This window comes from Salipiger marinus (assembly GCF_900100085.1).
GTDB lineage: Bacteria > Pseudomonadota > Alphaproteobacteria > Rhodobacterales > Rhodobacteraceae > Salipiger > Salipiger marinus.
Genome location: NZ_FNEJ01000001.1, coordinates 221,514 through 234,803, shown reverse-complemented (window position 1 = coordinate 234,803; position 13,290 = coordinate 221,514). Strand labels below are relative to the sequence as shown.

Annotated in this window: 15 protein-coding genes; 10 read left to right on the top strand and 5 right to left on the bottom strand. The window is 68.3% G+C overall.

What is annotated here, in order from left to right; all coding sequences use genetic code 11:
• Positions 1 to 15: 15 nt before the first annotated feature.
• On the bottom strand, positions 16 to 882 hold the full coding sequence (locus BLR51_RS01235; RefSeq protein ID WP_089842968.1) for a hypothetical protein: 867 nt from the start codon (positions 880 to 882) through the stop codon (positions 16 to 18).
• A gap of 119 nt (positions 883 to 1,001) precedes the next feature.
• On the opposite strand from BLR51_RS01235, the gene BLR51_RS01230 reads away from it, so the two are divergent.
• The 5 genes from BLR51_RS01230 to BLR51_RS01210 all read left to right on the top strand — a co-directional run bounded on the left by BLR51_RS01230 (position 1,002) and on the right by BLR51_RS01210 (position 4,828).
• The gene (locus BLR51_RS01230) at positions 1,002 to 1,298 is read left to right on the top strand and encodes a Cys/Met metabolism pyridoxal-phosphate-dependent enzyme (RefSeq protein ID WP_089842516.1); all 297 of its coding nucleotides are present in this window, start codon (positions 1,002 to 1,004) and stop codon (positions 1,296 to 1,298) included.
• On the top strand, positions 1,295 to 1,975 hold the full coding sequence (locus tag BLR51_RS01225) for a response regulator transcription factor (RefSeq protein ID WP_089842513.1): 681 nt from the start codon (positions 1,295 to 1,297) through the stop codon (positions 1,973 to 1,975). The genes BLR51_RS01230 and BLR51_RS01225 overlap by 4 nt, the downstream gene beginning before the upstream one ends.
• A complete protein-coding gene (locus BLR51_RS01220; protein ID WP_089842508.1) occupies positions 1,972 to 3,267 on the top strand; it encodes a sensor histidine kinase in 1,296 nt (431 codons plus the stop codon). Before BLR51_RS01225 ends, BLR51_RS01220 begins: the two co-directional genes overlap by 4 nt.
• Before the next feature lie 104 nt (positions 3,268 to 3,371).
• Positions 3,372 to 4,568 (top strand): GTP-binding protein, encoded by a 1,197-nt coding sequence (locus tag BLR51_RS01215; RefSeq protein ID WP_089842504.1) that lies wholly within the window; start codon positions 3,372 to 3,374, stop codon positions 4,566 to 4,568.
• The gene (locus tag BLR51_RS01210; protein ID WP_089842502.1) at positions 4,568 to 4,828 is read left to right on the top strand and encodes a DUF6525 family protein; all 261 of its coding nucleotides are present in this window, start codon (positions 4,568 to 4,570) and stop codon (positions 4,826 to 4,828) included. The genes BLR51_RS01215 and BLR51_RS01210 overlap by 1 nt, the downstream gene beginning before the upstream one ends.
• A gap of 6 nt (positions 4,829 to 4,834) precedes the next feature.
• On the opposite strand, the gene BLR51_RS01205 is transcribed toward BLR51_RS01210, so the two are convergent.
• A complete protein-coding gene (locus tag BLR51_RS01205; RefSeq protein WP_089842499.1) occupies positions 4,835 to 6,004 on the bottom strand; it encodes an ROK family transcriptional regulator in 1,170 nt (389 codons plus the stop codon).
• Positions 6,005 to 6,170: 166 nt separating this feature from the next.
• On the opposite strand from BLR51_RS01205, the gene BLR51_RS01200 reads away from it, so the two are divergent.
• The 4 genes from BLR51_RS01200 (at position 6,171) to BLR51_RS01185 (ending at position 9,634) form a co-directional block, all read left to right on the top strand.
• Entirely contained in the window at positions 6,171 to 7,184 is a 1,014-nt protein-coding gene (locus BLR51_RS01200) for a sugar ABC transporter substrate-binding protein (RefSeq protein ID WP_089842496.1), read from the top strand.
• 110 nt (positions 7,185 to 7,294) lie between these two features.
• Positions 7,295 to 8,365 carry an ABC transporter permease gene (locus tag BLR51_RS01195; protein ID WP_089842492.1) on the top strand — a complete coding sequence of 357 codons (1,071 nt, stop codon included), beginning with the start codon at positions 7,295 to 7,297 and terminating at the stop codon, positions 8,363 to 8,365.
• Positions 8,362 to 9,141, top strand: coding sequence for an ATP-binding cassette domain-containing protein (locus tag BLR51_RS01190; RefSeq protein ID WP_089842489.1), 780 nt, complete (start codon positions 8,362 to 8,364; stop codon positions 9,139 to 9,141). Before BLR51_RS01195 ends, BLR51_RS01190 begins: the two co-directional genes overlap by 4 nt.
• A 145-nt stretch (positions 9,142 to 9,286) precedes the next feature.
• Positions 9,287 to 9,634 (top strand): H-type lectin domain-containing protein, encoded by a 348-nt coding sequence (locus tag BLR51_RS01185; protein WP_089842485.1) that lies wholly within the window; start codon positions 9,287 to 9,289, stop codon positions 9,632 to 9,634.
• A 40-nt stretch (positions 9,635 to 9,674) separates the two neighbouring features.
• Here BLR51_RS01185 and BLR51_RS01180 read toward each other — a convergent pair whose 3' ends face one another.
• Complete coding sequence (locus BLR51_RS01180; protein ID WP_089842482.1) at positions 9,675 to 10,685, bottom strand: ribose-phosphate pyrophosphokinase; 1,011 nt, start codon at positions 10,683 to 10,685, stop codon at positions 9,675 to 9,677.
• 104 nt (positions 10,686 to 10,789) lie between these two features.
• On the opposite strand from BLR51_RS01180, the gene BLR51_RS01175 reads away from it, so the two are divergent.
• Positions 10,790 to 11,389: a 2-hydroxychromene-2-carboxylate isomerase gene (locus BLR51_RS01175; RefSeq protein WP_089842479.1), complete on the top strand. Its 600-nt coding sequence runs from the start codon at positions 10,790 to 10,792 to the stop codon at positions 11,387 to 11,389.
• On the opposite strand, the gene plsY is transcribed toward BLR51_RS01175, so the two are convergent.
• Positions 11,386 to 11,997, bottom strand: coding sequence for a glycerol-3-phosphate 1-O-acyltransferase PlsY (gene plsY / locus BLR51_RS01170; RefSeq protein ID WP_089842476.1), 612 nt, complete (start codon positions 11,995 to 11,997; stop codon positions 11,386 to 11,388). The genes BLR51_RS01175 and plsY overlap by 4 nt on opposite strands.
• 1 nt (position 11,998) lies before the next feature.
• Positions 11,999 to 13,288 (bottom strand): dihydroorotase, encoded by a 1,290-nt coding sequence (gene pyrC / locus BLR51_RS01165; RefSeq protein WP_089842473.1) that lies wholly within the window; start codon positions 13,286 to 13,288, stop codon positions 11,999 to 12,001.
• Positions 13,289 to 13,290: the final 2 nt, after the last annotated feature.

The window sequence follows — 13,290 nt, the reverse complement described above, 5'->3', positions numbered from 1 at the left end:
GGGCCGGACAGACCCTCAGCGGTCCCAGAGCCGTTCGCGGTCCAGACGGCCCCGATCGTCCAGCCGCACCTCGACCCAGTCGCCATCGGGGGACTGCGCCACGGCATCCACATGGCGGCCGCCGCGCTTGACGAAGCCCACCTCACTATAGCCAAGCGCGCCCAGGGTCTCGCGTGCCTCGGCTTCGGTCATCGACCGGCGCTTGTCGTCCCGCTCCCGGTCCAGTTCCATCAGGCGGCCATCGCGGGCGAAGGTCAGTTCAAGACGGGTGCCGTCGCTGGCGCGGCCTTCCACCTCGATCTCGCCATCATCCTCGTCGAGGTCGATCTTTTCCAGCCGGGTGAGTTCGGCCATGGCGGGGGCATTGCGCGCCGCCTCGGGCAGCAGCGCGGCCAGCAGCGCCTCCGGCAGGGCGCCGCTGTCGGTTTCCACATCGGTCAGCTGCCCGCGTTCGGTCTTGGCGCGCAGCCAGCCGCCTTCGGGCAGGCGGGCGTGCAAATGCAGCTCGCGGTCGTCCTTGTGATCCTCCATGCGGGTCATGACCTCGGTCAGGCCCAGATCCCGCAGCGGCTGCGGCAGCTCTCCGGCCTGCGCCTGTGCCTGCGGTGCCGGCGCGGGGGCCGGGGCCTCGGCGGGGGCCAGCGACAGGCTGCTGGCGGTAAAGCTGCGCCCCTCCGCCGTGCCGGTCAGGTTGACGCGGGCGCCCGCCTCGGGAACGGTGGCGTCGTCGGGCAGGGTGACCAGCATCCGGCCTTCAGGGGCGGCCAGCACGATCTGGCGGTCGAACACTTCGGCCACGGTGCCGGACAGGGTGCTGTCCTGCGCGGCGACGGGGCCTGCCAGAAGGGCGGTCAGGGCGAGAGCGGAAAAACCATGTTTCATCGTGATCTCCTTGATATGATTCGTGTTGTTGATGCGCCCTTTCTGACACGGCCCCCCCGAACCCATCCGAAACGGTCCCGTTTGGGATCTGTTGAGCTTTTTTGCGCTAGAGTGCCCCGATGCGACACCTTCTTCTGATCTGTCTCTGCGGGCTGCCCGCGCTGGCGCTGGCCGATCCGCCGCGCCATGCGCAGCCCATCGGCCCCGAGGCGGCGCTGGCCTGCGCCGCGCAACGCTACCGGGGGGAGGCGCTGGCGCTGCGCGACCGCGACCACGGGCTGGTGCAGGAACTGCGTTGGCGCACGCCTGCGGGCAACGTGCTGCGCATCCACCTGACCGGACCCGGCTGCCGCTTCCTCGAGGTCGAGGGCGTGGGACAGGCCGAAGCGCGCATCCTGCCCGGCGAACGCCCATGAGAGTGCTGGTTGTGGAGGATGACCGCGATCTGGCCGCCCAGATCGCCAGCGCGCTGGAGGCTGCGGGCTACACGCCGGAACTTGCCCATGACGGCGAGGAGGGCGAGTTTCTGGGCTCCACCGAAACCTGTGCCGCTGCCGTGCTGGATCTGGGCCTGCCGAAGCTCGACGGGATCGAGGTGCTGCGGCGCTGGCGCGGCGCGGGCTTGGGCTTTCCGGTGCTGATCCTGACCGCGCGCGACGAATGGGCCGACAAGGTGGCGGGGTTCCGGGCCGGGGCCGATGACTATGTGCTGAAACCCTTCAGGATGGAGGAGGTGGTGCTGCGCATCACCACGCTGATCCGCCGCGCCGCAGGCCATGCCACCGCCGAACTGACCGCAGGGGCGCTGGGGTTCGACACCGCCACGGGGCTGGCCTCGCTCGACGGAATGCCGCTGAAGCTTACCGCGTTCGAGGCGCGGCTGCTGCGGTTTCTGATGCTGCACAAGGGCCGGGTCATCAGCCGCACGGAGCTGTCCGAACATATGTATGACCGCGACTCGGACCGCGATTTCCGCTCGCTGGAGGTGGTGATCGGACGCCTGCGCAAGAAGGTGGGCGACGGACGCATCGAAACCCGGCGCGGCGAGGGCTACCGGCTGCTGCCCGCCGATCCGGTGGCACCTGCCGGATGACTCCCCGGTCGATCCGGGGGCGGCTGCTGCTCTGGACCGGGGCGCTGACGCTGGTGGCGCTGGCCGCCGCCTATCTGACCCTGTCGGCGCTGCTTGAGGGCTTCGTGACCCGCAGGCTGGCGGCGGAGCTTGCGGCGGATGCGCGCGGGATCATGGCCTTTGCCGAATGGGACGCGGCGGGGCAGTTCACCGTGGCCGCCCCCCCGCCCGATGCCCGGTTCGAGACGCCGCTCTCGGGCTGGTACTGGCAGGTGACCGACGGAACCGAGGTGCTGGCCCGCGCGCCGGGGCTGGTCACCGGCGATCTGGGGACGGGCGGCTCGGCAGCGACCGGTCCCGATGGCGCGGCGCTGATGACCCATCTTGACCGCTTCACCGCCCCCGGCGACAGCCGCGACCTGACCGTGACCGTCACCCTGCCCGAAGCTGACCGGCAGGCCGAACTGGCCGCCATCCGCCGCCCGCTGGGTGCCTCGCTTGCCGTGCTGGGGGCGCTGCTGCTGCTGGCGCAGGGGCTGGCTGTGCGGCTGGGGCTGACCGATCTGGCGCGCTTTGCCGCCGGGGTGGCCGAGGTGCGGGCGGGCCGCCGTGACCGCCTGCCGCCGCCGCGCGCCGTGGAACTGCAGCCGCTGGCGGCGGAACTGGACCGGCTGCTGGTGGTCAATGCTGAGGCCGTGGCGCGCGCCCGTGCCCATGCCGGGGATCTGGCCCATGCGCTGAAGACGCCGCTGGCGGTGCTGGCCAACCGCGCCACGCCTGCGGACCGCGCCCTGCTCGACCGCATGGACCGGACGCTGCGCTGGCATCTCAAACGCGCCCGCGCGGTGGGGGCGGGGCAGGCGGCGCATGTGGCCACGCCGGTGGCCCCGGTGCTGGAGGATCTGGTGCAGGTGCTGCGCCCCGAGGCGCTGCGCCGCGACATTGCCCTGCGGCTGGAGGTGGAGGGCGCCCCGGAGTTTCGCGGCGATGCCGAGGATCTGGCCGAAATGCTGGGAAATCTGGCCGAAAACGCGGTGAAATGGGCGGCGCTGACGGTGCGGATGTGCGCCTTTGCCGAGGCGGGCGCGCTGGTGTTCGAGGTCTGCGACGATGGCCCCGGCATCCCGGCAGAGGACCGGCAGCGCCTGCTGGCGCGCGGCGCGCGGCTGGACGAGGGGGCGCCGGGTCACGGGCTGGGGCTGGCCATCGTGGCGGATCGCGTGGCGCTTTACGGCGGCACCCTGACGCTGGAAGAAGCGCCCGAAGGCGGGCTCTGCGCGCGGCTGCGGCTGCCTGCGGCGGAAGCGCGCTAGGCCCCGGTTTTGCGGTTTGCGAATCGTTACGTTATAACGTAACTACATGGGCGCCGGACGACTCCGGCCCCTGATCCGCCACATCCGCCACAGGAGCCTGCCCGATGCAGACCGATCCCCGCCTTCCCGTCACCGTGCTGTCCGGCTTTCTGGGGGCCGGCAAGACCACGCTGCTCAACCGCCTTCTGAACAACCGCGACGGGCGGCGCGTGGCGGTCATCGTCAACGACATGTCGGAGGTCAACATCGACGCCGATCTGGTGCGCGCGGAAACCGATCTGAGCCGGACCGAGGAAACGCTGGTGGAAATGTCCAATGGCTGCATCTGCTGCACCCTGCGCGACGACCTGCTGACCGAGGTGCGCCGACTGGCCGAGGCGGGCCGTTTTGACACGCTGCTGATCGAATCCACCGGCATTTCCGAACCGCTGCCGGTCGCCGCCACCTTTGACTTCCGCGACGCAGAGGGGCAGAGCCTGTCGGATGTGGCGCGGCTCGACACCATGGTGACGGTGGTGGATGCGGTGAACCTGCTGCGCGATTTCTCGGGGCATGACCTGCTGCGCGACCGGGGCGAGACGATGGGAGCGGGCGATGACCGCACGCTGGTGCATCTGCTGACCGACCAGATCGAATTCGCCGATGTCCTTGTGCTCAACAAGGTCAGCGATGCCGGACCGGAGCGGACCGAGGCGGCGCGGCTGATCCTGCGCAGTCTCAACGCCGATGCCCGCATTCTTGAGGTGGACCGCGCCGATGTGCCGGTGGCGGCGGTGCTGGATACCGGGCTTTTCGATTTCGACAGGGCGCACAGCCATCCGATGTGGGCCAAGGAACTGTATGGCTTTGCCGATCACGTGCCCGAAACCGAGGAATATGGCGTCACCTCGCATGTTTTCCGCGCGCGCAGGCCGTTTGACCCGCAGAAGGTCCATGATCTGCTGAACGGACCGCTGCCGGGGGTGATCCGGGCCAAGGGGCATTTCTGGATCGCCACCCGCCCCGACTGGGTGGCGGAGTTTTCGCTGGCGGGGGCGCTGTCCAGCGTCGCCCCGCTGGGCACATGGTGGGCCGCCGTGCCGCGCGACCGCTGGCCCGGCCATGACGGCGCCCGCGACTATCTGGCCCGCCACTGGCAGGAGCCATGGGGGGACCGGCGGCAGGAACTGGTGTTCATCGGCAGCGGCATCAACTGGCCGGACCTGTCCGCCGCGCTGGACGCCGCCCTCTGCGCCGAGGTGACGCCGGGTGGCGCCGATCCCTTCCCGGTCTGGCGCCGGGCAGAGGCGGCGGCGGCGTGATGCGTGGCGGCAATCTGGGGCAGGTGGCCCTGCCGCGCCGCCGCCGGGCCGAGGATCCGATGCGCGCCTTCGACAGCCTGCCGCCGGTGCTGCGCCGCTGGCTGACCCAAGCGGCGCTGCCATGGTCGCCCGCCTCCTGCCGCCGGATCTGGCAGGCGGCGCGGGCGCGCGGCGAAAGCCCGGACGCGGCGCTGGCCCGCCTGCAGCGCGCCGAGGCGCTGGCGCTGGCCCGCCTCGGGGCGGAGCCGCGCCGCCCCTGAAAACGGTCACTGAAAGAAATACTGCGCCCAGATCGGGGCGCAGGCCGCCCCCAGCGCCCGGGCATTGCCGCCCACCTGCGCGGCCTCGGGGCGGGGCGGCAGCAGGCCCCGCGTGTCGAGCCGCGAAAGCTCGGTGCGTGTGGCATCGACCAGCCGGTGCCGCACGTCAGCGGGAAAGGCGCCGTCGATCAGGATCGCCTCGAAATCCATCACCGATCCGATGCTGCGCGTGGCATGGGCCAGCGCCCGGCCCGTGGTGGCGATCCACCCGCTCAGCTCCGGTTCGAACCCGTGCCAGACCTGCGGCATCTGCCACAGCGCCGTGGTGTCGCGTCCGGTCCCGGTCAGGGCCGATTCCAGCAGATAAAGCGAGGCAGCATCCAGCAGCGGCACCTCGCCCCCCGGCTGGCAGACCCGCAGCGAGCCGAAGGCGCCCGCGTTCTTTTTGCCGCCCACCACCACGCTGGAATTCAGCACGACACCGCCGCCGATGAAGGATCCAATGAAGAAATAGGCGTAATCCACATATTCCCGGCCCCGGCCAAACACATGTTCGGCGCGGCAGGCGGCGGTGGCGTCGTTTTCGGTAAACAGCGGCAGCGGGCTGATCCGCGCCACTTCCTGCGCCACGTCGATCTCGCGCCAGACGGTGAAATCCTCCGGCGCGCCCAGCACCTCGGTCCATGCCCAGATCTCGGAGGGCGCGGCGATGCCGATGCCGCAGAGCCGGTCCCGCTGGCCCGGATCAAGATCGCGGGCCAGATCGGCCATGCCATCGGCCAGATAGCCGAACACCTCGCCCGGCATGGGATAGCGGAAGGTGGTCTGGCTGGCGCCCAGCACTTCGCCTGCGAGGTTCATCACCACCAGATCCGCCGAGCGCCGCCCGATCTTCAGCCCGAAGGACAGCGCGCCATCGGGGTTCAGCGTCATCGGCACCGAAGGTTTGCCCACCCGCCCGCGTTTCGGCGCACGGCGCAGCACGAACTGCTCGGCCTCCAGCTTGCGCAGGATGTTGGACACGGTCTGTGCCGACAGTCCGGTCAGCTTGGCGATGTCGCTGCCCGGCATCTCGCCATGGCGCTGGATCACCGACAGGATCAGCCGTTCGTTATGGGCCCGCACGCCCGACTGGTTCGCACCGTCGCTCAGCTTGCGGATCTCTCCTGCATCCATCTCTCCGGTCCTCCCTGAGCCGGACCCTACGGCGGTGGGTTAATAAATCAAGTGGATTTATTTATTGACCGAAGCCGGGAATCAGGCCTATCTAGGCAGCGATCCGTTGGAGGACGGAGAGAGGGTAGCGCGGCCCGGCCCGCTGCCCGACCATCGGGAGGATACCATGAAGAAACTGCTTTCCATCAGTGCAATTGCGCTTGCCGCCACCGCAGGCGCCGCCGCCGCGCAGGACGTGTCGGCCTGCATCATCACCAAGACGGACACCAACCCGTTCTTCGTGAAGATGCGCGAAGGCGCCGAAGCCAAGGCCAAGGAGCTGGGCATCACGCTGAACAGCTATGCCGGCAAGGTCGATGGCGACAACGAAACGCAGGTGGCCGCGATTGAAACCTGCATCGCCAACGGCGCCAAGGGCATCCTGATCACCGCGTCCAGCACCTCGGCCATCGTGCCGGTCGTGCAGCAGGCGCGCGACGCGGGCATTCTTGTCATCGCGCTGGACACGCCGCTTGATCCCATCGACGCCGCCGACATGACCTTTGCCACCGACAACTTCCTTGCCGGGGAGCTGATCGGCAAATGGACGCTGGCCAAGCTGGGCGATGCCGCGGCGGATGCCAAGATCGCCATGCTGGATCTGGATGTCAGCCAGCCCACCGTGGGCGTGCTGCGCGATCAGGGCTTCCTGCAGGGCTTCGGCATCGATCTGGGCGATCCCAACCGCTGGGGCGACGAGACCGATCCGCGCGTGGTGGGCCATGACGTGACCCAGGGCAACGAAGAGGGTGGCCGCAAGGCGATGGAGAACCTTCTGGCCAGCGATCCGATGATCAACGTGGTCTACACCATCAACGAACCCGCCGCCGCGGGCGCCTATGAGGCGCTGAAGGCGATCGGGCGCGAAAATGACGTGCTGATCGTGTCGGTGGATGGCGGCTGCCCGGGTGTGCAGAACGTGGCCGATGGCGTGATCGGCGCCACCTCGCAGCAGTATCCGCTGCTGATGGCCTCCAAGGGCATCGAGGCGATCGCCGCCTTCGCCAAGGACGGCACCAAGCCCGAAGCGACCGAGGGCAAGAACTTCTTCGACACCGGCGTGACGCTGGTGACCGACGAGCCGGTGGACGGCGTGGAGTCGATTTCGGTCGAAGAAGGCCAGAAACTCTGCTGGGGGTGATCCCCGCTCTGGCCCGCCCCTGCCGGGGCGGGCCGTTCTGGCAATCCTGAACAGACGGACCGCATGTGCCCTGCGTTCAGGGCGCATGCCCGATAGGGGGGAGGCGCCACATGGCCAGCTCTGACAGATACGAAGACGTTGTGCGCACGCGCAACGCCGAAAAATTTGCCGAATTCGACCGGGGCAAGAAGAGCGTCTGGTCCCGCTTCCACGACGCGCTGCACAGCACGCCCGCGCTGGTGCCGCTGATCGTGCTGCTGGCGGCCTGCATCATCTTCGGCCTTGTGCTGGGGTCGAAATTCTTTTCGCCCTTCGCGCTGACGCTGATCCTGCAGCAGGTGCAGATCGTGGGGGTGCTGGCCGCCGCGCAGGCGCTGATCATCCTGACCGCAGGCATCGACCTGTCGGTGGGGGCCATCGCGGTGCTGTGTTCGGTCATCATGGGGCAGGTCAGCTTCCGCTATGGCGTGCCCGCCGGTCTGGCTGTGCCCATCGGCCTTGCCTGCGGCACCGCCATCGGGGCGGCCAATGGCTGGCTGGTCAGCCGCCTGCGCCTGCCGCCCTTCATCGTGACGCTGGGCATGTGGCAGATCGTGCTGGCGGTGAATTACCTCTATTCCGCGAACGAGACCATCCGCGCTCAGGACATCGAGACCAGCGCGCCCTTCCTGCAGTTCCTTGGCACCAAGTTCACCCTTGGCGGGGCGGTGTTCACGCTGGGCGTGGTGCTGATGCTGCTGGTGGTGCTGGTGCTGGCCTATGTGCTGCGGTCGACCGCATGGGGCCGCCATGTCTATGCCGTGGGCGACGATCCCGAAGCCGCGCAGCTGGCCGGGGTCGACCGTCACAAGACGCTGATGTCGGTTTATATGGTCGTGGGTTTCATCTGCGGGCTGGCGGGCTGGGTGATGATCGGGCGCTTCGGCTCCGTCTCTCCCTCGGCCACCACCGGCGTCATCGGCAACATTCAGGCCATCACCGCCGTGGTGATCGGGGGCATCTCGCTCTTTGGCGGGCGCGGGTCGATCGTGGGGGCGTTTTTCGGCGCGCTGATCGTGGGCGTGTTCGAACTGGGCCTGCGCATGGCCGGTGCGGACCCGCAATGGACCTATCTGCTGATCGGCGTGCTGATCATCGCCGCCGTGACCGTGGACCAGTGGATCAGAAAGGTGACGGCATGACGACTCCGGTTCTTGAAGCCCGCGGGCTGGTCAAGCGCTACGGCAAGGTGACCGCGCTTGACCATTGCGATTTCGACCTGCGTCCGGGCGAAATTCTGGCCGTGATCGGGGACAATGGCGCGGGCAAGTCGACGCTGATCAAGGCGCTGTCCGGCGCGGTGATCCCGGATGGCGGCGAAATCCTGCTGGATGGCAAGCCCGTCGCCTTCACCTCGCCCAACGATGCACGGGCGCAGGGCATCGAGACGGTGTATCAGACGCTGGCCATGTCGCCCGCGCTGTCCATCGCCGACAACATGTTCATGGGCCGCGAACTGCGGATGCCCGGCGTGATGGGCAAGGTGTTCCGCAAGCTTGACCGCAAGCGGATGGAGGAGTTTTCCCGCGAAAAGCTGGCCGAACTGGGGCTGATGACCATTCAGAACATCAACCAGACGGTGGAAACCCTGTCCGGGGGCCAGCGTCAGGGGGTGGCGGTGGCGCGGGCGGCGGCCTTCGGGTCGCGCGTGGTGATCCTTGACGAACCCACCGCAGCACTGGGGGTCAAGGAAAGCCGCCGCGTGCTGGAGCTGATCCAGTCGGTGCGGTCGCGGGGCATCCCGATCATCCTGATCTCGCACAACATGCCGCATGTGTTCGAGGTGGCGGACCGCATCCACATTCACCGGCTGGGCAAGCGGCTCTGTGTCATTGACCCCAAGGCGCATAGCATGTCCGATGCCGTGGCCTACATGACCGGCGCCGCCGTGCCGGAGGGTCATCTGGAACCGGCCTGAGCCTTGTCCCCCCGGCAGGCGCAGGACGGGCCGTCGCGGTGATGCCGCGGCGGTTTTCTCTTGCGGGGGGCGCGGATTCGGCGGTTTCCTTTTGCGCGGGCTTTGCCGAAGATGCCGCGCGACGCGACACGGGGGGAGAGGCCGCATGCGCAGGATAAGGGCCAGCGTGATCGGCATCGATCAGGGCACCGAGGATCTGTTTTCCGATTTTGCCACCGGCGGCGACATGTGGACCGGATCCGGGCCAAGGGAACGGCGCAAGCCCGTCAGCTTTTCCGAACCCTACCGCCAGCCGCCGGTGGTGCAGGTGGCAGTCTCGCTCTGGGATGTGGATCACGGCGCCAATCTGCGTGCCGATCTGCTGGCGGAGAATGTCACCGAACAGGGCTTCGATCTGGTCTTCCGCACATGGTCGGACACGCGCGTGGCGCGGGCGCGGATGACATGGCTCGCCATCGGAGAGATCGGCAGCGAGGACGACTGGCAGGTCTAGAGGGGGCAGGCGGGGCGCCGTGCGGCGCCCCGGCGCAGGATCAGAGAATGCCTTCGTAGATCGGGCCCAGCACATCCGCCTCGAACAGCGACGACACCGAGGTGCCGTTCCAGATGTTCAGGATCGCCTGCGCAAAGATCGGCGCGGTGGGCAGCACGCGGATATTGCCCGCGGTCGCCACATCCTCGGTGGCGGCGATGCTGTCGGTGATGACCAGCGATTTCATCACCGAATTCCTCACCCGCTCCACCGCCGGGCCGGACAGCACGCCATGGGTGATATAGGCATGCACCTCGGTCGCGCCGTGATCCATCAGCACCTCGGCGGCCTTGCACAGCGTGCCGGCGGTGTCGCAGATGTCATCCACGATGATGCAGCGCTTGCCGGTGACTTCGCCGATCAGGGTCATTTCGGCGATCTCGCCAGCCTTTTCGCGGCGCTTGTCGACGATGGCCAGCGGCGCGTTGATGCGCTTGGCCAGTTCGCGGGCGCGGGCCACGCCGCCCACATCGGGCGACACCACCATCACCTCGTCCTCGTGGCCCTTGAACTGCTTGAGGATATCCAGCGCGAAAATCGGCGAGGCGTAAAGGTTGTCCACCGGGATGTCGAAGAAGCCCTGAATCTGCGCGGCGTGCAGATCCATGGTCAGCACCCGTTCGATCCCTGCCTCGTGGATCATGTTTGCCACCAGCTTGGCGGTGATCGGCGTGCGCGCCTTGGTGCGGCGGTCCTGACGGGCATAGCCGAAATAAGGGATCACGGCGGTGATGCGCGAGGCCGAGGACCGGCGCAGCGCATCGGCCATGATGAGCAGTTCCATCAGGTTGTCATTGGCCGGGTTCGAGGTCGGCTGGAGGATGTACATGTCCTCGCCGCGGACGTTTTCGTAAACCTCGACAAAGATCTCCTGATCGTTGAAGCGTTCGACCCGGGCATCGACCAGACCGACCGACATGCCGCGATAAAGCGACATGCGGCGGGCGATGGCTTGGGCCAGGGGACGGTTAGCATTACCCGCGATGAGCTTGGGTTCGATGACGGTGGGCATGGGGGAGGACGCTCCGGCAGTGCGAATGACAGATTCGTGACGTTGCGGTGCCCTTAACACGCGGATAGCGTGGGGCAAAGCTCATGCCGGAAGGATCGAAGACCATGGCACAAATCGACTACTTTTTTGCCACCACCTCGCCCTACACCTATCTGGCGGGAAACCGGCTGGAGCAGATCGCCGCCCGGCACGGGGCCACGGTGACCTACAAGCCGCTGGATGCCATGTCGCTGTTCCCGCGCACCGGCGGGCTGCCCCCCAAGGACCGCCATCCCAGCCGTCAGGCCTACCGGCTGATCGATCTGGCGCGGCAGGCGAAAAAGCTGGGGTTGCCGATCAACGTGAAGCCCGCGCACTGGCCGACCAACCCGGCACCTTCGGCCTATGCGGTGATCGCGGCGCAGAACGCGGGCGGCGGCGATGTGGGGGCGCTGGTGCAGAACATCCTGCGCGCCTGCTGGGCCGAAGAGCGTAACGTGGCCGAGGATGACGTGATCCGCGACTGTCTGGACCGGGCGGGATTCGATCCGGCGCTGGCCGATCGCGGCCTGCTGGCCGGGGCGGAAACCTATGCCGCCAACCTTGAAGAAGCGGTGTCGCGCGGCGTGTTCGGCGCGCCCTTCTACATCACCGCCGACGGCACGCCGTTCTGGGGGCAGGACCGGCTGGAGGATCTGGACCTGCACCTGTCCGGCAAGCTTTAGGTCTTCTTGCCGATCTTCGGCTCCGTGCCCGCACGGAGCCGGTCCAGATTGGCGCGGTGCCGCCAGAAGATCAGCAGCGTCAGCGCAAGGCACAGCGCCGTCATCTCGATCCGGCCGAACAGCAGCATCCACGCGGTGGAGAGCAGCGCCGCCACCAGCGCGCCCACCGAGGAAATGCGCGACAAAGCGGCGGCGGCAAGCCATGTGGCGCAGCTGACCAGCCCCACCGGCCAGTAAAGCGCCAGCATCAGGCCAAGGAAGGTGGCGACGCCCTTGCCGCCGTGAAAGCGCAGCCAGACCGGAAAGCAGTGGCCCAGAAAGGCGGTGAAGCCCGCCAGCTGCGCCGCATCCTCTGCCGCCAGCCAGCGCGCCAGCAGCACCGCCACGGCGCCCTTGGCCCCGTCAAGGATCAGGGTCGCCGCCGCCGCCGCCTTGTTGCCGGTGCGCAGCACGTTGGTGGCGCCGATATTGCCGGATCCGATCTTGCGCAGGTCGCCCAGATTCAGCGCCTGCGTCAGCACCACCCCGAACGGGATGGAGCCCAGAAGATAGCCCAGCACGGCCCAGACGGCCAGCATGGGGGCGGAGGTGACGATTTCGGGCAACATCTCAGGCACTCCGGTAAACGGACCGGCCCGCGACAAGGGTCTGCAGAACCTTGCCCTGCAGCCGCGCGCCATCGAACGGGGTGTTCTTGGACTTGGACTGCAGCTTGAACCGGTCGAGGATGAAAGGCTTGTCGGCGTCGAACAGCACCAGATCGGCGGGGGCGCCCGCCGCCAGCCGCCCGCAGGGCAGGCCCAGCCGTTTTGCCGGGTTCAGCGACAGGGCGCGGAACAGCGTCGGCAGATCCAGTTCGCCGGAATGGTAAAGCCGCAGCAGCACCGGCAGCATCGTTTCCAGCCCGACGGCGCCTGCGGCGGCGGCCTCGAAGGGCAGGCGTTTGGATTCCTCGTCCTGCGGGGTGTGGAAGCTGCCGATCACGTCGATCAGCCCGCTGCGCACGGCCTCGATCACCGCCTGCCGGTCGTCTTCGGAGCGCAGCGGCGGCTTGACCTTGAAGAAGGTGCGGTAATCGGCCACGTCCATCTCGTTCAGCGTCAGATGGTGCATGGAGGTGCCCGCCGTCACGTCAAAGCCGTTGCGCTTGGCCCGTTCCAGCGCGGGCAGGGCGCGGGAGGTGGTGATCTGGTCGGCGTGGTAGCGCACGCCGGTCATCTCGACCAGCGCAAGATCCCGGTCGAGCCCCATGCGTTCCGCCATCGGGCTGACCGCAGGCAGGCCGCGCAGCGAGGCGAACTTGCCCGAACTGGCCGAAGCCCCGGCAGACAGGCCCGGATCCTGCGGATGGCACATCACCAGCGCCCCCAGCGACCGGGCATAGGTCAGCGCGCGCGACAGCACCTTGGTGTCGGTGACCACATGATCGCAGTCGGTAAAGCCCACGGCCCCCGCATCCAGCAGGAAGCCCAGCTCGGTCATCTCGCGGCCTTCGCGGCCCTTGGTCAGCGCGGCCATCGGCAGCACCCGCACCGGCGCCACCTCGTTGGCGCGGCGCCGGATGAATTCCAGCACCTCGGGCGTGTCGATGGCGGGGCTGGTGTCGGGGCGGGTGACGATGGTGGTCACCCCGCCCGCCGCAGCGGCCAGCCCGGCGGTCTTGAAGCTTTCCTTGTGGCGCTCGCCCGGCTCGCCGACCTTCACGCCCAGATCCACGATGCCGGGCGCCAGAAAGGCGTTGCGGCAGTCGGTCACCTCGGCGCCGTCGCGCGCCTCGGTCCCGGCGGGATCGGCCAGCACGGCGCGGATCACCCCGCCCTCCAGCAGCAGCGCGCCGGGGGCGACCGTGCCTGCCTCGGGGTCGATCAGGCGGGCATGGGTCAGCAGGGTTCGGGTCATCG